Source organism: Stenotrophomonas sp. Ps181, assembly GCF_025697425.1.
Taxonomy (GTDB): domain Bacteria; phylum Pseudomonadota; class Gammaproteobacteria; order Xanthomonadales; family Xanthomonadaceae; genus Stenotrophomonas; species Stenotrophomonas sepilia.
Genome location: NZ_JAHWBI010000001.1, coordinates 649055 through 671119, shown reverse-complemented (window position 1 = coordinate 671119; position 22065 = coordinate 649055). Strand labels below are relative to the sequence as shown.

Annotated in this window: 13 protein-coding genes and 1 tRNA gene; 4 read left to right on the top strand and 10 right to left on the bottom strand. The window is 65.7% G+C overall.

Annotated features, from left to right (window positions below; all coding sequences use genetic code 11):
• The first annotated feature begins 40 nt into the window (after window positions 1–40).
• Both KXV01_RS03155 and KXV01_RS03150 read left to right on the top strand, forming a co-directional pair.
• Complete coding sequence (locus tag KXV01_RS03155) at window positions 41–2419, top strand: TonB-dependent receptor (RefSeq protein WP_263467503.1); 2379 nt, start codon at window positions 41–43, stop codon at window positions 2417–2419.
• An 8-nt stretch (window positions 2420–2427) separates the two neighbouring features.
• Complete coding sequence (locus KXV01_RS03150; protein ID WP_263467502.1) at window positions 2428–4536, top strand: phospholipase C, phosphocholine-specific; 2109 nt, start codon at window positions 2428–2430, stop codon at window positions 4534–4536.
• A gap of 108 nt (window positions 4537–4644) precedes the next feature.
• Here KXV01_RS03150 and KXV01_RS03145 read toward each other — a convergent pair whose 3' ends face one another.
• From KXV01_RS03145 to KXV01_RS03130, 4 genes are all read right to left on the bottom strand, one after another.
• Window positions 4645–6240, bottom strand: coding sequence for an alkaline phosphatase D family protein (locus KXV01_RS03145; protein ID WP_099495522.1), 1596 nt, complete (start codon window positions 6238–6240; stop codon window positions 4645–4647).
• A gap of 10 nt (window positions 6241–6250) precedes the next feature.
• On the bottom strand, window positions 6251–9184 hold the full coding sequence (locus KXV01_RS03140) for a TonB-dependent receptor (protein WP_263467501.1): 2934 nt from the start codon (window positions 9182–9184) through the stop codon (window positions 6251–6253).
• Between the two features lie 140 nt (window positions 9185–9324).
• Window positions 9325–10347, bottom strand: coding sequence for a FecR domain-containing protein (locus KXV01_RS03135; protein WP_263467500.1), 1023 nt, complete (start codon window positions 10345–10347; stop codon window positions 9325–9327).
• Window positions 10344–10859: a sigma-70 family RNA polymerase sigma factor gene (locus tag KXV01_RS03130; protein WP_049412859.1), complete on the bottom strand. Its 516-nt coding sequence runs from the start codon at window positions 10857–10859 to the stop codon at window positions 10344–10346. The genes KXV01_RS03135 and KXV01_RS03130 overlap by 4 nt, the downstream gene beginning before the upstream one ends.
• 321 nt (window positions 10860–11180) lie before the next feature.
• Between KXV01_RS03130 and aceE the strand changes: the two genes are divergently transcribed.
• Window positions 11181–13856, top strand: a complete 2676-nt coding sequence (gene aceE, locus KXV01_RS03125) for a pyruvate dehydrogenase (acetyl-transferring), homodimeric type (RefSeq protein WP_111096401.1) — start codon at window positions 11181–11183, stop codon at window positions 13854–13856.
• A 51-nt stretch (window positions 13857–13907) separates the two neighbouring features.
• Here aceE and KXV01_RS03120 read toward each other — a convergent pair whose 3' ends face one another.
• On the bottom strand, window positions 13908–14390 hold the full coding sequence (locus KXV01_RS03120; RefSeq protein ID WP_049412863.1) for a hypothetical protein: 483 nt from the start codon (window positions 14388–14390) through the stop codon (window positions 13908–13910).
• Window positions 14391–14611: 221 nt separating this feature from the next.
• Here KXV01_RS03120 and KXV01_RS03115 point away from each other — a divergent pair, with 221 nt between their 5' ends.
• The gene (locus KXV01_RS03115; RefSeq protein WP_263467499.1) at window positions 14612–16942 is read left to right on the top strand and encodes a TonB-dependent receptor; all 2331 of its coding nucleotides are present in this window, start codon (window positions 14612–14614) and stop codon (window positions 16940–16942) included.
• A gap of 120 nt (window positions 16943–17062) precedes the next feature.
• Here the strand turns inward: KXV01_RS03115 and KXV01_RS03110 are convergent.
• The 5 genes from KXV01_RS03110 to recA form a co-directional block, all read right to left on the bottom strand.
• Window positions 17063–17155, bottom strand: a tRNA-Ser gene (locus KXV01_RS03110).
• Window positions 17156–17233: 78 nt separating this feature from the next.
• A complete protein-coding gene (gene csrA / locus KXV01_RS03105; RefSeq protein ID WP_004152909.1) occupies window positions 17234–17437 on the bottom strand; it encodes a carbon storage regulator CsrA in 204 nt (67 codons plus the stop codon).
• Between the two features lie 147 nt (window positions 17438–17584).
• Entirely contained in the window at window positions 17585–20233 is a 2649-nt protein-coding gene (alaS, locus tag KXV01_RS03100) for an alanine--tRNA ligase (RefSeq protein ID WP_263467498.1), read from the bottom strand.
• 109 nt (window positions 20234–20342) lie between these two features.
• Window positions 20343–20834: a recombination regulator RecX gene (gene recX, locus KXV01_RS03095; RefSeq protein ID WP_049412869.1), complete on the bottom strand. Its 492-nt coding sequence runs from the start codon at window positions 20832–20834 to the stop codon at window positions 20343–20345.
• A 110-nt stretch (window positions 20835–20944) separates the two neighbouring features.
• The gene (gene recA / locus KXV01_RS03090) at window positions 20945–21982 is read right to left on the bottom strand and encodes a recombinase RecA (RefSeq protein ID WP_049412870.1); all 1038 of its coding nucleotides are present in this window, start codon (window positions 21980–21982) and stop codon (window positions 20945–20947) included.
• Window positions 21983–22065: the final 83 nt, after the last annotated feature.

Below are 22065 nucleotides of genomic sequence, written 5' to 3'. Positions count from 1 at the left end.
CGACACTCCGGGACTTCCCTCTTCTGAAGGTCCGGTCTCGATGCGAACGTCTGCGCGCTTTCCCCGTATCTCGCTGCTTGCCCTGCTGATCGCTCCCGCACTGGACGCCCTGGCCAAAGCACCGCAGGGCGGGACGGCCGAAGCGCGCAGCAGCGATGCCCGCACCCTCGACCAGGTGCAGGTGATCGGCCAGGCCACCAGCTACGCCAAGACGTCGGTGCGCGCGGAAACGCTGAACCGGCAGACCGTGATGAGCAGCGTCAACGATGCACTCAACGAGGTGCCCGGCGTGGTGGTCAGCGAAGCCGATGCCACCGGCTCGTCGGTGTGGGGAACGCAGATCAGCATGCGTGGCTTCGTCACCAACCGCGACACACAGCAGATCGGCACTACCATCGACGGCCTGCCCAACGGCGGTTCGGGTTACGGCGGCGGCTCGCTGGCCAACCGCTACATCGACACCCTCGACCTGGAAACGGTGGAAGTCAGCCAGGGCACCGCCGATATCTCCTCGCGCTCGAACGAGGCCCTGGGCGGCACCCTCAACTTCCTCACCAGCGATCCGCTGCAGGACAGCCGCCTGCGCTTCGTGGTCGGCGCCGGTGACAACGAGGCGCGCAAGTACTACGTGCGCTATGACACCGGCCTGCTCGGCGGCCACACCCGCGCCTGGGTCAGTGCCTCGTCGGCGCGCGTGCATGACTGGATCGATGGCAGCGGCAAGACCAGCAATGACCACATCGCCGGCAAGTTCATCACCGAACTGGATCGCTGGACCCTGACCGGCTACCTGTCCTACAACGATGCGGACGAGCCGGAATACACCAGCGTCTCACCGAAGGGCTTCGCGACCAATCCGGATCGCGACAACCTGGTCGGTACCCTCACCGGCATTCCCTACCTGGACCAGAACTACCGTTCCGGCTCGCGTGCGCTGCGCGAGAACACCTTCGGCTACCTGCGCGCCGCCTTCGATGGCGGCAACGGTTTCAAGGCCTCGATGGCCGCCTACGGGCACCGCATGCAGGGCCGCGGTGACTGGCTGCCGCCGTACCTGGCGCAGGTCAGCGATGACGGAGCCGGTCGCCCGGAGTCGGAATACACCGGCGGCAAGACGGTGTACGGCGGCAGCAACCGCGGCCAGATCTTCTTCGTCAATCCCGATGGCAGTGCCGCCCAGCGCCTGGCCAGCTGCACTCCGCGTCTGGGCTTCACCGCCGAGTACGATCCAAACTGCTACGCCGGCAACGTGCTGGGCGCGCAGTCGTATCGCCACACCCACTACGACAACGACCGCATGGGCGTGACGGCCGACGTCGAGTGGCGCCGGACCTTCGGCGCAGTCGACAACACCATCCGTGGCGGCCTGTGGGTGGAGAAGCTGGACCGTTCGGCACGCCGCGACTGGCACCGCCTGCTCAACGTCGGCCAGGACATCGCCTTCGACCACCAGCCGTACTGGGTGCAGTTCGAGGACAAGTACAAGGTCGACGAACAGATGTACTACGTCGAGGACGTGGCGCGGTTCGGGCCGTTCAGCGCACGCCTGGGCGTGAAGCAGTTCTTCGTCGACCAGTCGCGCCGCCGCGTGATCGGTGCCAGCGAGCACGTCACATCCGATTCCAGGTCCGACCCGCTGCTGTCCACCGGCTTGACCTGGGCGCCGGGCGTGCAAGGCATGGAGCTGTTCGCCGGCTTCTCGCAGAACTTCGCCGCGATTCCTTCCGGCGTGCTCGGCGAGACCGACCCGCAGCGCTTCCGCAATGTCGAGCCGGAGACCGCCGACAACATTGAAGTGGGCATGCGCATCAGCCGCTGGCCGCTGACCGCCTCGGTCACGCTGTACAACATCAAGTTCGACAACCGCATCGTCTACCTGCCGGCCGGCTTCGTCAGCGGCATTGACTACCTGGGCGAGACCGACGGTGTGTACGAGAACTTCGGCGGCGTGGAAAGCAACGGCCTGGAAGCGGCGTTCGGCTATGGCTGGGACAACGGCTGGCGCCTCAACGCCGCCTATACCTACAACCGCTCCAAGTACCTGGGCAGTGGCGATGCCGCGCGTGATACCCAGCTGGGCATCGTCGACGGCGCCAAGGTGATCGGCCAACCCGAACAGACCCTCGTCCTGTCGGCGGACTGGCAGGGCGAGAACTGGAACTTCGGCCTGTCGGGCCGTTACCTGGGCACGCGCTATCTCGACGCCGCCAACGTCAACAAGCTGCCGTCGGCCACCGTGTTCAACGCCAACATCGGCTTCGACCTGCAGGGGCTGTCGCCGCGCCTGAAGGGCATGGGTGCCAACCTGGTGGTGAGCAACCTCACCGATAAGCGGTATCTTGCAGGGGTGGACGGGCGCGACAACGCCTTCATCGGCGCTCCGCGCACCGTCGGCATCTCTTTCCGCGTGGACCTGTGAGTGAGCCCGTGACCGATATCGGCCGACGCCGGTTGTTGCAGGCCGGCGTTGCCGGCGGCCTTTCTCCGCTGCTGCCCAGCATCGCCCGGGCCGCAGCGATCGCCCCCGCCGCGCAGGCGCGCAGCCTGGAAGACCTGCAGCACATCGTGGTGTTCATGCAGGAGAACCGTTCGTTCGACCACTACTTCGGCACGCTGCCGGGCGTACGTGGCTTCGGTGATCGGTTCGTCGCCCCGGCCGCCGCGCTGCAAGCAGGTGGCCGCGTCCGCAGCCTGTGGCTGCAGCCCGATGCCAGCGGCAAGCGCGCGATCGCGCCGTTCCCGCTGGATACCGCCGCGCACTTCGGCTACATGCGCGTGGAAGGCACGCCGCATACCTGGCCCGATGCGCAGCGCGCCTGGGACCAGGGTCGCATGGGGCAATGGCCGAAGGCCAAGCAGAACCACTCGATGGGCTACTTCCAGCGCAGCGACCTGCCGTTCCAGTTCGCGCTGGCCGATGCCTTCACGATCTGCGATGCCTACCACTGCGCAATGCAGGCCGGGACCAACCCGAACCGGGTGTTCCTGTGGACCGGCCACAATGATGCGCATGCGCGCGCCGGCGGCCCGGTGATCGCCAACTCGCACGACAATTTTCCTGAACAGGGTGGGCACCCGGTGTCGTACCGCTGGACCAGCTATGTCGAGCGTCTGCACAGGGCCGGTGTTTCCTGGCAGATCTACCAGGACATGGCCGACAACTTCACCGACAACCCGCTGGCGGGCTTCGAGGCCTTCCGCCAGGCCCACCGCGCGGCGCCAGGGCATGACCCGCAGCTGCGCGCGCGCGGCGTCAGCACGCGGGGCCTGGCGCAGCTGCGCCAGGACGTCATTGACGGGCGCCTGCCGCAGGTCAGCTTCATCATCGCCGACGCGGCCGGCAGCGAACATCCTGGTCCTTCCAGCCCGGCACAGGGCGCGGCCTATACCGCACGCGTGCTGGATGCGCTGACCGCCGATCCGGAAGTGTGGAGCCGCACCGCCCTGCTGCTGATGTTCGATGAGAACGATGGCTTCTTCGACCACATGCCGCCACCTGCCCCGCCTTCGCCGGTTGACGGTGGCTGGGCAGGTGCGTCCTCGGTCAGCACCGAAGGCGAGTACCACCGTCACCCGGCACCGGGTGACGAGAAGTACGATCTCGCCGAACTGCGTGGTCGCCCGTACGGTCTGGGACCGCGCGTGCCCCTGTACGTGATCTCGCCGTGGAGTCGCGGTGGCTGGGTCGATTCGCAGGTGTACGACCACACCTCGGTCATTCGGCTGATCGAACGCCGCTTTGGTGTGCCCGCACCGGACATCTCGCCGTGGCGCCGCGCAGTCTGCGGCGACCTCAGCAATGCGTTCGACTTTGCCCAGCGCGATACCCGCCCGTTCGTCCGTGGCCTGCCCGACGTGAGCGCGGTTGCCGCACGCGCCGCTGCCTTGCCGGGGCGCACCGTGCCCACGCTGCCAGAGGGGCTGAAGCCAGCGAAACAGGAAAGCGGTGTACGCCCGGCGCGCGCCCTACCCTATCGACCGCACGCATCGATTGCCGCAGTCGATGCCACGGGTGTGGATCTCACGCTGTCCTGCGAAGGCGCGGCGGCAGTGCTGCATGTCTACGATCGGCTGCGCCTGGATGCGGTACCACGCCGCTACACGCTGCTGCCAGGTGCGCCGCTGCGCGCGCGCTGGCCGCTGGACGCCCAGGGCCGCTATGACCTGTGGCTGCTTGGCCCGAACGGCTTCCACCGCCACTTCCAGGGTGCGGCCAAGGCTCCCGCCGTGCAGGCTTCGATCGAGCGCGCGGACGGCCAGCTGCGGCTGCACCTGCGCAATCTGGGTGACAGTGCACAGCAGGTGCGCGTGCATGGCGGCGCCTATGCAGGACACATGCCCGAACAGACATTGGCGCTGCCCGCGCATGCGCAGACTTCATTGGCGTGGGATGCAACGCCTACCGCCGGCTGGTATGACCTGCGCGCCAGCGCGGGTGGGAGTGTGCTGCGTTTGGCCGGCCGCGCCGAGGATGGTCGCCCCGGCACCAGTGACCCGGCGATGGGCACCGAGCCGCTTCGGTTCGAGCACGATTGAAGAATCCCTGTAGAGCCGAGCCCATGCTCGGCTGCTTTCGCCCCGGTCGCATTGCCCCGAAAAAAGCAGCCGAGCGTGGGCTCGGCTCTACAGCGCAGACCGGTAGACTCAGGCCTCCTGCAGCCCCGGCCGGCCATGCTCCACCGCATAGCGCTTCCAGCTCTGCAGCGCGCCATTGGGCTGCATCACGGTATCCAGCGTCTTCATGTCGCCGATCCACGCATCGCGGGTGACATCACACAGCACGTAGCCACGCTTGTCGGTAGTCGCCTTCAGATAGGGGCTGTGCGCAAGCTGGTTCCTGGCATACGCGTCCACGCCCTGGCCGTCAGCACCGGAAGTGATCGAGGTGGCGAGGAACTCGCTGGAGACCACGCCCGAGTCACGGTGGTCCTGCACCAGATCGCTGGCGTAGTGGCGATGCGCGTCGCCGCAGGCGGTCACCACGTTGCCGAAGCCCATCTTCTGGATGTGATCGAGCAGGCGCCGGCGGCTGTCCAGATAGCCCGACCACTGGTCGTCGGACGACTGCACTACCCCGTCCTTCTCGCGCATGTAATTGCCCAGCGCCACCTGGTGGGCGATGGTATGCCAGCGCGGCGCCGCATCGGCCAGGCCGTCGAACAGCCAGCGCTCCTGCTTCGCCCCCACAATGCTGCGCTCCGGCGATTCCACCTCCTCGCGCAGCGCCATGTTCACCTGCTTGCTGCGGTACTGGCGGGTGTCGAGCAGGTGCAGGTCCATCAGCGTGCCGTAGCGTGCGCGCCGGTACATCTGCATGCGGCCGTCGCGCGGGAACGCCGAACGGCGCAGCGGCATGTTCTCGTAGTAGGCCTGGAACGCCTGCGCGCGGCGCAGCAGGAACACTTCGCTGGGCGTATCGTCCTGGTCTTCGGCGCCGGCCCAGTTGTTGTCCACTTCGTGGTCATCGAAGGTGACGAACCACGGTGCCGACGCATGGGCGGCCTGCAGGTCGGCATCGCTCTTGTACTGGGCGTACCGGCGGCGGTAATCGTCCAGCGTATAGATCTGCGGGCCGACGTGGTTGCGCAGGTTGGTGAACGGCTGGCCGTTCATCTTCCGCAGGCCCGGCTGGCTTTCGCCTTCGTAGATGTAGTCACCGTAGTGGAAGACGAAATCGAGCGGTTCCTCGGCGATGCGTCGCCACGCGGTGTAGTGGCCTTCTTCGTAGTGCTGGCAACCGGCCACCACGAAGCGCACGCGATCCACCGCTGCCGTGGCTGCCGGCAGCGTGCGCGTACAACCCACTGCGCTGGCGTGGCCGCCTACGGTGAAGCGGTACCAGTAGGGCCGTCCGGGCGCCAGCCCGTCCAGCTCCACGTGCACCGCGTGGCCGAGTTCGGGATGCGCCATTGCCGAACCCTGGCGTACCACCCTGCGCATGCCTTCGTCTGCTGCCAGCTGCCACTCGACCACCATCGGCCGGGCCGGAATGCCACCGCCGAACACCAGCGGCTCGGTCGCCAGCCGTGTCCACAGCACCATGCCATCGGCCGAGGGATCACCCGAGGCCACGCCCAGGGTGAAGGGCGTGCTGGCAAAGCGCGGCGAGGCCAGCAGGTTGCGTGGGTTCAGTGCAGTGGCGTCGGACTGCGCGGCCAGTGCGCACGCCGTGCCCATCCAGGCGCCGGCAGCAGACAGGCCGGCCAAGGCCAGGAATCGCCTGCGATTGATCGTATCCACGGCGCTGCCCTCAGTTGTAGATGATGTGGAAGTAGAAGAAGCGGCCGTAGTCGTCGATCTCGGTTCGGAAACGCCCGTTCGGACCGGTGCTGTAGGTTGGCTGGGTGTTGAACAGGTTCTTGGCCTCGTACTTCAGGGTCACGTGCTTGCCGACCTTGTGGCTGAATGCCATGTTGAACGTCATGTATGGGTCGTAGTACGAATCCAGCCATTCGGTGTCACCGAAGTCGACCAGCATCCGGCTGCGGTAGGTTCCGGACAGGCGCAGCTGCGCGCTCCTCCACGGCATGCGCCAGATCACCGAACCATTGAGCGACCAGTCCGGCTGGTACAGCAGGCGATCCAGGCGGCGCGCGGTGCCATCGCTGATGCGGTAGTGGGTCTGGCCTTCCAGACGCGTCGCGTTGAAGTACATGTCGAAGCGCTGGCGGCCCCACTGCAGATTGCGATTGGCGACCGCGAACTCGATGCCACGCAGCGTGGACTCATCGGTGTTCATCGGCTGGGTGACCCGGTAGCGGGTGTCCCCCACGTTCTCGAACGTGGTCAGGGTGTAGATATCGTCCTTGATCACCTTGTCGAACAGCGCCACCGAGATCAGGCCGTTGTTGCCGCTGAAGTACAGGTCCCACGCCAGGTCGATGTTGGTGGAACGGCGCGGCTGCAGGTTGGCGTTGCCCTGCTTGATGGTGCAGAAGCCCCTGCCCTCCTCGTCATCGCCACAGCTGGTGCTGGTGGCCTGGGCGATGTTGCTCGGCGTCGGCCGGCCCAGCGTACGGCTGGCAGAGAAGCGCAGGCGCTGGTCCTCGCTCAGCTTGAACGTCGCATTCAACGAAGGCAGCAGGTTGTTGTAGCCGCCGCTCGTGTTGCGGAAGGCGGAGGTATACGTAGTGCCCCCATCATCGCTGAACGGGCTGTAGGCATCGAAGCGGGTGTGGTCGTAGCGCAGGCCACCGATCAGCAGCAGCCGGTCCCAGGCGTAGTGCGCGGATACATAGGCATTGGCGATGTTCTCCACGTACTTGTAGTCGCTGGTGAAGTTGGCATTCGGATACGCCGCATTGTTGTTGCCCAGCTTCGGCAGCAGTTCCTCGTTCCACTTGCGGTTGTCGATCAGCGGGAAGCCCGGCACGCTGCCCAGCAGCGTCGAACCCGGATACAGGTAATCGTTGAGCGTGGCACTACTCTTGAAGTAGTCGAAGTCGATGTCCTGCCAGATCTTCAGGTGGCGGTACTCGGCGCCGGTGGCCAGGCCGAAGCCACGCGCATCGGCGTCGATGTTGTAGCTGAAGTCCGCGCGCAGGTTGTCGATGCTCTCCTTGGCATCGCGCGGGGAGACATAGGCCTGCGCCGGATTGAGCTTGAACGCGGAGCTGGTCAGCAGGCTGGAATCAGAAACCGCTACCGCGTTTGGGAACCCGTGGCTGTCATTCTCGTAGTCGACGAACAGATTGCTTGGGTAGGCGCGCACTCCCCAGTAGACCTGGTTGTTGTGGAAGGTCTCTTCGGTGTGGCCACCACGCAGGGTCAGGCGCGAACGGTCGCCGATGTCCCAGTTGAAGCTGGCGATGGCGCCACGGTTGCTGCGGTCCCAGCGGTCGTGGCGGTTCTTGATGTAGATGCTGTTGATCTGGGTGGTACCGCTGTCCTCGGTCTGGTTGCGGATCGGAAACCTGGCGTTGCCATACAGATCCGTCTTGTTCATCGTCGAGTTCTCGTAGAACCGGTACGAGTACAGCAGCAGCGATGCGTAGAACGGATCATCCGAGGGCTTCCACTCAAGCTTGGCGGAGCCACCGAAGTTGGTGATGAAGTTGGTGTAGGTGCCGGTACTGAAGTTGCCAGGCGCACGCAGGCCGTTCCAGCCCTTGGCCTCGTCCGGACCCGTGGTGCCGTCGGTGAGGTATTTTCCAGCGTCGTTGTAGTAGTAGTTCGACTCCACCCAGCGCTTGACGCTGTTGCGTGAACGCTGCTCATAGCGTGCCACCGCAACGATGCCGAATCCCTGGTCGGCGCCGAACTGGTTGGAGAACACCATCTTGGCGCTCTTGCCGAAATGGCCCAGGGTCTCGTGGTTGCCGCCAGCGCTGCGCTCGACGTTGGTTTCGGCAGTGGAATAGATGCCTGCCACATCGGCAAAGACGTACTTGCCCGACCGGTCGAAGGCACTGCGGCTGATGATGTCGATCACACCGCCGATCGCATCCGGTGCCTGCTCCGCGCTGAAGCTCTTGTAGATGTCGGTGCGGGTGCCGATGTCGCTGGGAATCAGCTGCAGGTTGTTCATGCGCTCTCCGGAGCCACTGCCACCCACGCTGGCAATCGCGATGCCATCGATGGTGGTGTAGTTGAGGTTGGCCTGCACGCCGCGTACCGTCACATAGCGTGGCTCACCGGCATCCTCCACCGCACTCAGGCCTGGAGCGGCCATCAGGCTCTCGGCCAGGGTCTCGTCGCCGTAGCTGTCCATCTCGTCGTAGACCACCGAATCCTTGATCACCGGCGACAACTTCTTCTGGTCAATGACCTCATGTGCGGCAATCACCTTCACCGTGCCCAGGGTCGGCGCCAGCACCGCCCCGGCCTCGCGCGGCATCGGCGCGGCTGGCTTCGGCGCATTGCGTGCGGGTGCCGGATCGATGGCGATGACATTGCCATCCACCACGGTGTAGCCCAGACCGGTACCCGCCAGCAGTGCATCCAGCGCCTGCTTGACGGTGGCGCCACGCGGCACAGCCCCGGCCATGTGCGCTTCACCGCTGCCCGAGTACAGGAACTGCACGCCGGAACCGCGCGACAACTGCTCAAGTGCACGTGCCAGCGGTTGCGCCGGGATCGCCGCCGACACGCGGGCTTCAAGGCCATCGGCAGCGGCCGCGGCCGCCATTGGCACGCTGCAGGGAGACAGGGCGAGGATGATCGACAGGTAGAGCGTGTTGCGCATCACGGGTCCTTGGAAGAGAAAAGGCTGCGGGGTCGCCGCGTGACTTGGCAGCGGCTTCTTCCAAGTAAGAGCCCGCTTCCACCGAAGTGGAGAACACGGATTCGATGAATTTTTTCTGACAGCCCACGACCACGCAGGCGTCAGCGACTGCCAACCCGCACTGTGTCGCCTTCGCGCCTCACCACGAAGCGTGGGTCGCGTTCGAGGAAGGCCTGCAGCGCACCGATGCGATGCGCATCCAGGCTGCCGGACAACCGTGCCGATGCCGCGCCTTCGTCCAGCACGCGCACCTGCACCAGGTTGTGCCGGTTGAACGCAGCTGCTACCTCGTCCAGCCGCTCATCGAGGAAGGACACCTTGCGCTGCTGCCAATCCAGCAGCATCGACAGCGGCATGTCCACTGCCTCGACGGCATGGCTTCGCGCATCGACCTGCACCACCCGGCCCTGCTCCAACTGGGCCAGGCGGCGGGCACCCGCTCCCTGGCTCCAGACCTCGACCTCGCCGGAGACCACGCCGATGCGCGTGCTCTGCAGCCGTCGCGATACATCGAATACCGTGCCGATATCCCGGATCTCCAGGCCGTTCACTTCCACCTCGAACGGACGGCGGTCGCGGGCGATGTCGAACGTGGCCTCCCCCTGCAGCAGTTCCACCCTCCGGCTGAACCAGCCCATGCGTACCCGCAGTCGGCTGTCCGCGTTGAGCCGCACCTGGGTCTGGTCGGGCAGCACCAGGTCGCGGAGTTCACCATGCCCGGCACTGTGGAGCTGCTGGGTGGGCATCACCTGCGAAACCAGGCCCACGCCGATCAGGGCAACACAGGCCGCGGCAGCGGCCGTCCACCAGCGCACGCGACCGGGACGCAACACAGCGCGGGGCGGCGCCTGCGCACGACCGAACAGCGGCACCACCTTGGCGGCAACCTGCCGCGGTGGCACCAGCGCCTCGTCAGCCAATGGCGATTGCAGCGCTTCGCCCACCTGCCGGTGCAACGCGAGCGCGCGCATGTAGGCGCGAACATGCTCGGGCGAGCGCTTCATCCAGTCCAGGAACGCGACACGCCCGGCCTTGTCCAGCACCCCCTCGCGATTGCACAGGAACCAGTGCTCCGCCTCACGTGCGACCTCGTCGTCAGGCCTGCGTGATGGATACCGGTTCATGTGAGCTCCCTGGCGCCCAGCGCCTTCCTGCAGGCGTCCAGCCCCTTGCCGATATGCTTGCGCACCATGTGCACCGATACCTGCAGCTGCTGGCTGATTCCCGGGCAGTCCAGCCCGTCGCGGTAGTGCAGCTCCATCACCCGGCGCGTGGTCGCCGGCAGTCGTGCGATGGTGCTGCGGATATCGTTCCAGCGCTGCGCACGCTCGAATTCACCTTCGATGTCTTCTTCGCTTTTCAGCACTTCGGCCAGCAGGTCGACGTCTTCCAGAGGCGGCAGCGACGACCGCGCGCGCGCATGCTCGCGCGCCAGGTTGGCCGCCACGGTGAACAGGTAGGCTTCGGGATTGTCGACCGCGTCGGCATCCTCGCCGGTGCTGCGCAGCAGCCGCAGGTAGACCTCCTGCGCCAGGTCTTCGGCATCTTCGCTGGCTGAACCGCGGCGCAGGAAGAAGCCACGCAGCAGCCGGCGCCGCAGTTCGTAGCTCTTCTCCCAGATCCTCACGCTGTTCACGGCCGGCCAACCACCCCGAGGCTGGAAAGCCCAGCAGGGTGACGGCCATTGATGACAGGGGCGTTGCAGCAGACGAACGTACCAGGCATTCCCCGCCCGGCACATCGGCGCATGATACGGCGTGCCACGCCAAGCCTTGCTTGCCAGAGACCCAAGCCGGGCCCGCCTATCGAAGGCGCGAGGCCGGACCTACGCTTGCCTCCTCGGTGGCCGCCACGGCCGCCCTTCGCGTCACGGCTTTGCCGTTGCGACCCCGCTCCAGTGCTGTGCGCCCTGCCGGTGTTGTCGCCCAGGCAGAGCCGGCGCCCTCTGGAGACAGTCATGAACCAATCCCTGATCCCCTTCGATACCGATCCGCTGGAAACCCAGGAGTGGCGTGAATCGCTGCAGGCGGTGACGCAGGCCGGTGGCCGGCCACGCGCGCACTACCTGATCGACCAGCTGAGCGAGCTGGACGCCCAGCAGCACGGCGACCTGCATACCCGCGCATGGACGGCCTACGTCAATACCATCCCGCCCGAACGCCAGCCGGCCTATCCGGGCGACCTGGCCATCGAGCGCCGCCTGAACGCGATGATCCGCTGGAACGCGATGGTGATGGTGCTGCGTGCCGGCAAGCACTCCAACGTCGGCGGCCACATCGCCACCTACCAGTCGGCAGCGGTGCTGTACGACGTGGGCTTCGACCACTTCTTCCGTGGCCGCACCGACACCTTCGACGGCGACATGATCTACATCCAGGGCCACTCCGCGCCGGGCATCTACGGCCGCGCCTACGTGGAGGGCCGCATCGATCAGGAACGGATGGACAACTTCCGCCGCGAAGCCGGTCGCGAAGGCCTGTCCTCGTATCCACACCCACGCCTGATGCCGGAGTTCTGGCAGTTCCCGACCGTGTCGATGGGGTTGGGCCCGCTGACCGCGGCCTACCAGGCGCGCTACATGCGTTACCTGGAATACCGTGGACTGAAAGAACACCAGGGCCGCAAGGTCTGGGCCTTCCTCGGCGACGGCGAGATGGACCAGCCCGAATCGCTGGCGGCGATTTCGCTGGCCGGCCGCGAACGGCTGGACAACATCGTGTTCGTGGTCAACTGCAACCTGCAGCGCCTGGACGGTCCGGTGCGCGGCAACGCCAAGGTCATCCAGGAACTGGAAGGCACCTTCCGCGCAGCCGGCTGGAACGTGATCAAGCTGATCTGGGGCAGTGGCTGGGACGACCTGCTGGCCCGCGACCACAGCGGCCTGCTGCGCCAGCGCATGATGGAATGCGTGGACGGCGACTACCAGACCTTCAAGTCGCAGAGCGGCGCCTACGTGCGCGAGCATTTCTTCGGCCGTTACCCCGAGCTGCTGGAGCTGGTCGCGCACATGAGCGACGACGAAATCTGGGCCCTGGCACGTGGTGGCCACGATCCGCAGAAGGTGTACGCCGCCTACCAGCAGGCGGTGAACACCCGCGGCCGGCCGACGGTGATCCTGGCCAAGACGGTCAAGGGCTTCGGCATGGGCGAAGCCGGTGAAGGCCAGAACATCAACCACCAGCTGAAGAAGATGAGCGCCGACGCGGTGCGCGCCTTCCGTGACCGCTTCAAGCTGCCGGTCAGCGACGAGCAGCTGGAGGAGATGCCCTATCTGCGCCCGGAACCGGGCAGCGCCGAGGCCGCCTACTTCGCCGAGCGCCGCCGCATCCAGGGTGGGCAGCTGCCGGCGCGCCTGGCCAAGGTCGATCCGCTGCCGCTGCCGCCGCTGTCGATCTTCAACACCCAGCTGCAGGGCAGCGGCGATCGCGGCCAGTCCACCACCATGGGCTTCGTACGCATCCTCACCAGCCTGCTGAAGGACCCGGAACTGGGCAAGCTGGTGATTCCGATCGTGCCCGATGAATCGCGCACCTTCGGCATGGAAGGCCTGTTCCGCCAGATCGGCATCCACTCCTACCTGGGCCAGCTGTACACCCCGCAGGACGCCGGCCAGCTGAGCTATTACAAGGAAGCCAAGGACGGCCAGATCCTGCAGGAAGGCATCAATGAATCCGGTGCGATCTGTTCGTGGATCGCCGCCGGCACCGCCTACAGCAACCACGGCCTGGCGACGATTCCGTTCTACATCTTCTATTCGATGTTCGGCCTGCAGCGCGTCGGTGACCTGGCCTGGGCCGCTGCCGATGCGCGGACCCGCGGCTTCCTGCTCGGTGCCACCTCCGGCCGCACCACGCTGATGGGCGAAGGCCTTCAGCACGATGACGGCCACAGCCACGTGCTGTCGTCGGTGATTCCGAGCTGCTTGTCCTACGACCCGACCTACAACTACGAGCTGGCGGTGATCATCCATGACGGCCTGCGCCGCATGTATGTCGACCAGGAAGACATCTACTACTACATCACCGTACTCAACGAGAACTACCCGCAGCCGGCACTGCCCGAAGGCGCCGAGGCCGGCATCCTGAAGGGCCTCTACCTGCTGCATCCGGCAGCCGCCGACAACGCCTTGCAGCCACGCGTGCAGCTGATGGGCAGCGGCTCGATCCTGCGCGAGGTGGAAGCCGCAGCAGAACTGCTGCAGCAGGACTTCGGCATCGCCAGCGATGTGTGGAGCGCGACCAGCCTGACCGAACTGCGCCGCGACGGGCTGTCCGCCGAGCGCTGGAACCTGCTGCATCCGGCCGAAAAACCGCGCGTGCCCTACGTGCAGCAGTGCCTGCAGGGCCATGAAGGCCCGGTGGTGGTGGCCACCGACTACATGAAGATCGTCGGCGACCAGATCCGTCCCTTCATCAACGACCGCCGCTTCATCGCACTCGGTACCGATGGCTTCGGCCGTTCCGACACGCGTGAGTCGCTGCGCACGTTCTTCGAAGTGGATCGCCACTTCATCGTACTGGCGGCCCTGAAGTCGCTGGCCGACGAAGGCCGCATCGAGCGCTCGCGGATGCAGGAGGCGATCGACAAGTACGGCATCGACACCGGCAAGCGCGATCCGGCCGCCGCCGTGTAAGGCCGTTGCATTCACCACGCCTGCCCTGCGGGCGTGGTGAATGCAGCATCGCTACGGCATGCGCTTGAACAGGTTGGTCTGCAGGATCGGCGTACCGTCATGACCGTAGAACGCCTTGGTCTCGGTCATCGTTGCCTGGTCATCGGCGACGGTGTAGATACGGGTGGAGGCCGGCGTGCCGTGGTCCACCAGCTGCATCACCAGCGTGTTCGGCGCCGGCAGTTTCAGGTTGGCCTTGTCCGCGCCATAGGTGCCGGACAAAGGGCCCGGCGTACCGTCCAGCGCCAGCGTGCCGTCGGATTTCATGGTCTTGCCGTCGTGCAGGACGATGTCCACGTGCGAGCTCCAGCGGCCACCACCGGCATCCTTGAACTCGAGCACCACGTGCTTCGGGCGCTGCGCTTCGGGTAGCGCAGACGTGGCGATATCCAGCGACCAGCGCCCCAGCAGTGGGGAAGGCGAAGTCTCCACTGCCAGCGCCGGAACGGCGGGGAGTGAAAGCGCAGACAACAACACAGCGGACAACAGCTTCATACGTTGCTCCGTTCCAGTGAAGAAGATTCTGCGTGACGCGTTGTGGGGCGCAGCGCCTCGGATCGTGCCCGGCATCGTCGCCCGGCACAAGCAGGGCGCTGAACACGCGGCAACCTCATTCGCGCCCCCCGCGATTTCGGTCTGGCGGCAAGGTCTCATCCGTCCTTGCCGATACAAATAGTTACGTTATAACATTTCACTCCGCCTTCACGAGTCCTGCCATGCGTCGCCACCTGCTTGCTGCTGCCATCCTGCTCGCCGTCCACACCGCCCAGGCCGCGGACGAGCCCACCCTCCCCACCCTCCAGGTCCAGGCCTCGCAACCCTCGCGCATCGACAGCCGGGTCACCGTCGACAATCCGCAGGCGCAGAACCGCACCCTCGGCGGCCTGCTCGAGCGCGTCTCCGGTGTGCAGAGCACCGCCTTCGGGCCGAACGCGGGCGCCCCGGTCATCCGCAGCCTCACCGGCAACCGCGTGCAGATCCTGCAGGACGGCCAGTCGATTCTGGGCATGAACGCGATCAGCGGCGACATCAACATCCCGTTCGATCCGCTGTTCGTGCGCAGCGTCACCGTCAACAAGTCCTCGGACACGGTGCGCTATGGCGGCAATGCGATCGGCGGCAGTGTTGAGATCGATTCGGGCCTGATCCCGCGCAGCATGGAAGACAAGGACCAGTCGATGGAACTGGTCCTGCGCAAGGGCTTCAATGCCGCCGACGCGCAGGGCTTCCGCATGAACTTCAACAACCGGCGCAACCTCTCGACCAACCTGCAGGTCTCCCGTCAGCGCATCTCGCACTACGACATCCCGGGCAACAGCAAGGCCGCCGTCTGCAACACCCGCCTGTTCCCGCCGACCGGCGGCGTCAACTCGGCGCTGGCCGACAGCTGCCAGAAGGAAGCACGCGTACAGCAGATCTACAACAAGGCCTCGCAGCCGTACATCGACCAGTTCATGACCGAAAATCCGGACTGGGCCGATGGTGACTTCTCGTTCTACACCAACCATCCGACCTCGGTCTGGCAGCGCCGCACCTACATCAATCCGGCCAACCCGGCCTACGTGCCCGGCACGCCGTCGTACGTGCAGAAGCAGATCAACAACGATGTCACGCCCGACTACCATCACCGGCTGGGCAACAGCTACGCACGCAACTCGCAGGTGGCCTTCGGGTCGACGCTGTTCTTCGACCGCGGCTACGTGGGTGTCAGTATCGATGCCAAGGACAGCGAATACGGCGTACCGGGCTTCTCGATGCAGAACCTGGCGTTCGGTTCCAATTATGCCGATGGCCTGCCGGTGGGCGTGGTGATCAAACAGGAACGCTACGCACTGGAAGCCCTGCTGCGCGATCCGCTGCCGTGGTTCCAGCGCGCGGAGCTGCGTGCATCGAAGCTGGACAACACTTCGGGCGAGCGCCTGGGCAGCACCCGGGCCAATGACTACGACTTCGAGAGCAGCCAGGCCGAGCTCCTGCTCAGTCACCTGCAGCTCGGGCCGCTCAGCGGCCTGCTCGGCTTCAGCCACCAGTCGCGGGAGGTCACCGGCAGCGGTTCACTGCGCTACCTGCCCGACGTCGACACTCGCAGCAACGCGGTGTTCCTGAAAGAGACACTGGACGTCGGCTGGGCCACCTTCGATGCGGGTGTGCGCCACGAGCGCGTCGACCACGAGCTGCAGCCCAGCCGCTTCAGGACCGCGCGCAATGCCGCCAACACGAAACTGGATGATCGCGACTACCGGCTCAACAGCTACAGCCTCGGATCGTATGTCGAGCTCGGTCCGTTGTTCGCCGCCAAGGTGCGCTACTCGTCCTCGCAGCGCGCACCGGAGATCAACGAGCTGTATGCCAGCAACGCACACTATTCGGTGATGACCCAGGAAGAAGGCAACCAGAACCTCAAGCCTGAGCACGCGAAGAACCTGGAGCTGACCGGCCTGTTCCACATCGGCGGTTTCGAGCTGTCGGCCACCGCTTACCGGATGAAGTACGAGAACTATCTGTACCTGGGTCACTCCGGCGTGCAGACGGCCAACCGCCTGCCGCTGAAGTACTGGAAGCAGACCGACACCACGGTGAAGGGCTTCGAGATCGATGCCTCGCAGGCATTGGACCTGGGCCGCTACGGCACGTTGAACGTGTCCGCCTTCGCCGACCTGGTGAAGAACAAGGCCGATAGCCCCGATTCATTGCGCGCCCACAACGATGGCGAGTACCTGCCGAACATGCCGACCAACCGCTACGGTGCCAGCCTGCAGTGGCAGCGCGAAGGCTGGAAGGCGCAGCTGTCGAGCACCTACTACGGCACGCAGAAGTACCTCGGCCGCAACGTCAGCGAGGAAATCCCGCTGGATGCGTTCAACCTGGTCGACCTGCAGGTCAGCCGCGAACTGCCGGTGCGCAACAGCTACATCGCCGGCATGGAAGTGTTCGTCAACGGCAGCAACCTGCTGAATCAAGAAGCGCGTCCACACAACTCGCCGCTGAAATACATCGCGCCGTTGCCGGGGCGTGGTTTCCAGGTGGGTGTGACGCTAAAGCTCTGAGGAGAGCCTGATTCGGTCGCCATCCAGCGATCAATGATCGCTGGATGGCACGCCGGGACCCTGCGTCCGCGCAAAGAAAAACGCCTGCAGATCGAGGATCTGCAGGCGCTTCTTTGTATCTGGCGGAGTGAGAGGGATTCGAACCCTCGATAGAGCTTTTGACCCTATACTCCCTTAGCAGGGGAGCCCCTTCGGCCACTCGGGCATCACTCCGGGGTGTTCTCCGCGTCTGGTGCGTTGCACCTCAGCGGGGCGTGAATCATAACGTTAATCGAGTGCGAAGGTAAAGCGTTATTCGGCAGAATTTTCGCTACCGGTGCCACCGGCTTCATCACCACGCTGGATGCGCTGATAGATCTCTTCGCGATGCACAGCGACGTCCTTCGGCGCAGTGATGCCGATACGCACCTGGTTACCCTTGACGCCAAGCACGGTGACGCTCACCGAGTCACCGATCATCAGGGTTTCGCCGACGCGGCGAGTCAGGATCAACATTTTTGTAAGTCTCCATGGAACCGTGTGGAAGGGTATCCCCCACCGGCTTGACGCTCCGTCAAGAAGCGCTACCACGACAAAGGGAAAAGATTCGCAATGGTACCGTCAGCCGTCCCGCTCCTACAAGGAGGGGGACGGCCAGGTTCATCACAGGCGGGGGCTGACCCATTCGACGACTGCAGCCAGCGCAGTGGCAAGGGCGGGCCCGTCCTCGCCACCACCCTGGGCGAGGTCCGGGCGTCCGCCGCCCTTGCCCCCGATCTGACCGGCGATATGGGACAACAGTTCCCCGGCCTTGACCTTGCCCATTGCGCTGCCGTTCACGCCTGCGACCAGGGCCGCCTTGCCATCCTGGGCGCCGGCCAGCACGATGACCGCGTCGCCCAGCTGCTGCTTCAGGCGGTCCACGGCGTCACGCAGGGCCTTGGCGTCGAAGCCCTCCAGGCGGGCAGCCAGTACCTTCACGCCAGCAACCTCGACGGCCTGGCCGGACAGGTCGGCCGTGGCACCGGCGGCGACCTTGGCCTTCACGGCTTCCAGTTCACGCTCCAGCTGCTTCTGGCGCTGGCCAAGGGCTCGGATCTTCTCGACCACGTCGGTGGCGCTGCCGCCGAGCAGTTCGGCGGCCTCGGCCAGGCGGGCCTCTTCGGCGTCCACGTAATCCAGGGCGCCCTGGCCGGTAACGGCCTCGATGCGGCGCACGCCCGCAGAGACGCCGCCCTCGGAGGTGATCTTGAACAGGCCGATGTCGCCGGTACGGTTGACGTGGGTACCACCGCACAGCTCGGTGGAGTAGTCCCCCATCTTCAGCACGCGCACGTGCTCGCCGTACTTCTCGCCGAACAGGGCCATCGCGCCGAAATCCAGCGCCTCCTGCATGCCCATGGTGTGCACTTCGGCGGCGTTGTTGGCCCGCACCTGCTGGTTGACCTTGCGCTCGATCACGGCAAGCTCTTCCGCGCTGATCGGCTGGAAGTGCGAGAAGTCGAAACGCAGGCGGTCCGGAGCGACCAGCGAGCCCTTCTGCTGCACGTGGGTGCCCAGCACTTCGCGCAGGGCGGCGTGCAGCAGGTGGGTGGCCGAGTGGTTGAGGATGGTGGCGCCACGGCGCTCGCCATCGACCTGGCCGGAGAGCACGTCGCCGACCTTCAGGCGGCCTTCGGACAGGGTGCCGACATGGCCATGGAACTGGCCGGCGAACTTCTGGGTGTCGTCCACCGCCAGGCGCACGCCGTTGCCGGTCAGCACGCCGGTATCACCGACCTGGCCGCCGGACTCGGCGTAGAACGGGGTCTGGTTGGTGATGACGATGACTGCGTCACCGGCATCGGCCGACTGCACCGGACGGCCGTCCTTGAGCAGGGCCAGCACGCTCAGGCCGTCAGCCTGCAGGCGGTCGTAGCCCAGGAACAGGGTCGGGCTCAGCGTTGCCACCAGCTCGGCAGGCAGGGTCACGCCGCCGCCGAACTTGCCGGCTGCCCGTGCGGTTTCGCGCTGCTGTTCCATCGCGGCATCGAAGCCGGCGATGTCGACGGTCAGGTCGCGCTCGCGGGCAATGTCCTGGGTCAGGTCGAGCGGGAAGCCATAAGTGTCGTACAGGCGGAACGCGTCAACGCCCGGGATCACGCCATTGCTGGCCTTGCCGGCCACGTCCTCGAAGATCTTCATGCCGGCGTCGAGGGTTTCGGCGAAACGCTCTTCCTCGGCCTGCAGCGCACGGGTGACGGTGTCCACCGCCGCCGGCAGTTCCGGATAGGCCTCGCCCATCTGCTCGACCAGCGTCGGCACCAGCTTGCTGAAGAACGGCTGGCGCACGCCCAGCATCCAGCCATGGCGCAGGGCGCGGCGGATGATACGGCGCAGCACGTAACCCCGGCCTTCGTTGGAGGGCAGCACGCCGTCGACGATCAGGAACGAGCAGGCGCGGATGTGGTCGGCAATCACGCGCAGTGACTTGTTCTCCAGGTCGGCGGTGCCGGTCAGCTCGGAGGCCTTGCGGATCAGCGCCTGGAACAGGTCAATCTCGTAGTTGGTGTGCACGTGCTGCAGGATCGCAGCCAGGCGCTCCAGGCCCATGCCGGTATCCACGCAAGGCGCCGGCAGCGGCACCAGGGTGCCGTCGGGCTGGCGGTCGAACTGCATGAACACCAGGTTCCAGATTTCGATGAAACGGTCGCCGTCTTCATCCGGCGAACCTGGGGGGCCACCGGCGATATGGTCACCGTGGTCGTAGAAGATCTCGGTGCACGGGCCGCACGGGCCGGTGTCGGCCATCTGCCAGAAGTTGTCCGAGGCGAACGGTGCGCCCTTGTTGTCGCCGATGCGCACGATGCGCTCTTCCGGCACGCCGACCATGTCGCGCCACAGCGCATAGGCTTCGTCGTCGGTCTGGTAGACGGTGACCAGCAGGCGTTCGGCCGGCAGCTTCCATACCTGGGTCAGCAGCTCCCAGGCCCAGGCAATCGCGTCCTTCTTGAAGTAGTCGCCGAACGACCAGTTGCCGAGCATTTCGAAGAAGGTGTGGTGGCGTGCGGTGTAGCCGACCTGGTCGAGATCGTTGTGCTTGCCGCCCGCGCGCAGGCAGCGCTGCACGTCGGCCGCGCGCACGTAGCTACGCTTCTCCGCGCCGAGGAACACGTCCTTGAACTGCACCATGCCGGAGTTGGTAAACAGCAGGGTCGGATCATTGCCCGGCACCAGCGGCGCCGAGGGCACGATGGTGTGGCCTTTGCCCTTGAAGAATTCAAGGAAGTCGCTGCGGATCTGGGATGTCGTGAATTTGGCGGATGCGTTCATTGGGGGCTGGCAGTCTGCGGGCCGGCGGACCCGGACCACCGGCCGTGTTGGCCAGGGTCGCGAGGGACCGCCGAAAACCTAAAGGGTATCAGGCCCGGCGCCGCCAGTCTCAGTCATCCGGGTCGTAGCGGGTCGCACGGCGGATGCTGTCGCCGTCGAAGCCCCGTCGGGCCAGCAGATCGGCGGCCTTGCGCCGCTGCGTCAGATCCTGCGGACCGGCCTCGCCAAAGCGCCGGCGGACCAGATCACGGGCATTTTCCTGCCAGTCGCCATCGTAACTGTCCATCGCCGCGGCAATCGCGGCACTGTCCAGGCCATGGGTGCCCAGCTCGGCACGGACATGGATCGGGCCATAACCCGTATTGGCGCGCATCCGCACCAGGTTCTCGGCAAAACGGGTGTCGTCCTGCCAGCCCGCCTCGGTCAGCCTGGCGACAGCGGCCTGCGCGGCTTCGTCTTCGATGCCACGGGCGGTCAGCTTGCGGGTGAGTTCCTTGCGCGAGTGTTCGCGGCGGACCAACAGGCCCAGCGCCCGTTGCACGGGGGTCTGCTCACGCGGCCGGCGCTTGCGGCCGGTCGGAATGTCTTCGGCGTCGGACATCGGTGCTCCAAGGGTGGCGCCGTCCTTGGCGCCCTGCCCATCCCTGGGCGATTCGAACCTGCGGGACAGGGCGACGTCACTGACGGCGCCGCCCTGCCCCACAGCAAGCCTTACTCGTCGTCGCCTTCGTCGTCGCCTTCCTCGCGGGCCGCTTCGGCCGGCTGGAATTTCTCACGCAGCTCGGCCTCGAGCTTGGCGGCGACGGTCGGGTTGTCGCGCAGGTAGCCACGGGCATTGTCCTTGCCCTGGCCAATGCGCTCATCACCGTAGCTGTACCAGGCGCCGGCCTTCTCGACCAGCTTGGCATCCACGCCCATGTCGATCAGTTCGCCCTCGCGGCTGATGCCTTCGCCGTACAGGATCTCGGTGATGACCTGCTTGAACGGAGGCGCCAGCTTGTTCTTGACGACCTTGATCTTGGTCTGGTTGCCGATGATCTCATCGCCCTTCTTGATCGCACCGATACGGCGGATGTCCAGCCGGACCGAGGCATAGAACTTGAGCGCGTTGCCGCCGGTGGTGGTTTCCGGGCTCTGGCCCGGCATCATCACGCCGATCTTCATGCGCAGCTGGTTGATGAAGATCACCAGGGTGTTGGAACGCTTGATGTTGCCGGTCAACTTGCGCAGCGCCTGGCTCATCAGGCGGGCCTGCAGACCCGGCAGCTGGTCACCCATTTCGCCTTCGATTTCGGCCTTCGGGGTCAGCGCGGCGACCGAGTCGACCACCAGGATGTCGACCGAGCCCGAACGGACCAGCATGTCGGCGATTTCCAGCGCCTGCTCACCGGTATCCGGCTGCGACAGCAGCAGGTCGTCCACGTTCACGCCCAGCTTGGCGGCGTAGATCGGGTCCAGCGCGTGCTCGGCATCGATGAAGGCCGCAGTGCCGCCCATCTTCTGGCATTCGGCGATGGCCTGCAGGGTCAGGGTGGTCTTGCCCGAGGATTCCGGCCCGTAGATCTCAACGACACGGCCCTTCGGCAGACCGCCAATGCCCAGTGCGATGTCGAGCATCAGCGAACCGGTCGGGATGGCTTCGACGGGCTCGACCACGCGGTCGCCCATGCGCATCACCGAGCCCTTGCCGAACTGCTTCTCGATCTGGCCCAGAGCAGCAGCCAAGGCGCGCTTCTTGTTCTCGTCCATCGTATTGGTCCTTGCAGAGGTCATGTCGTTGGGGGTGCTGTCTTTGGGGGTCTTCTTTGCCATGGGTTCACTTTAAGTCGGAC

Excerpts from the sequence above, each read along its gene's own strand:
- recX (WP_049412869.1), bottom strand. The coding sequence starts at position 20,834 with ATGTCCGACGCCGAAGACATTCCGACCGGCCGCAAGCGCCGGCCGCGT.
- recA (WP_049412870.1), bottom strand. The coding sequence starts at position 21,982 with ATGGACGAGAACAAGAAGCGCGCCTTGGCTGCTGCTCTGGGCCAGATC.
- alaS (WP_263467498.1), bottom strand. The coding sequence starts at position 20,233 with ATGAACGCATCCGCCAAATTCACGACATCCCAGATCCGCAGCGACTTC.
- KXV01_RS03120 (WP_049412863.1), bottom strand. The coding sequence starts at position 14,390 with ATGAAGCTGTTGTCCGCTGTGTTGTTGTCTGCGCTTTCACTCCCCGCC.
- csrA (WP_004152909.1), bottom strand. The coding sequence starts at position 17,437 with ATGTTGATCCTGACTCGCCGCGTCGGCGAAACCCTGATGATCGGTGAC.
- KXV01_RS03155 (WP_263467503.1), top strand. The coding sequence starts at position 41 with ATGCGAACGTCTGCGCGCTTTCCCCGTATCTCGCTGCTTGCCCTGCTG.
- KXV01_RS03135 (WP_263467500.1), bottom strand. The coding sequence starts at position 10,347 with ATGAACCGGTATCCATCACGCAGGCCTGACGACGAGGTCGCACGTGAG.
- aceE (WP_111096401.1), top strand. The coding sequence starts at position 11,181 with ATGAACCAATCCCTGATCCCCTTCGATACCGATCCGCTGGAAACCCAG.
- KXV01_RS03140 (WP_263467501.1), bottom strand. The coding sequence starts at position 9,184 with ATGCGCAACACGCTCTACCTGTCGATCATCCTCGCCCTGTCTCCCTGC.
- KXV01_RS03115 (WP_263467499.1), top strand. The coding sequence starts at position 14,612 with ATGCGTCGCCACCTGCTTGCTGCTGCCATCCTGCTCGCCGTCCACACC.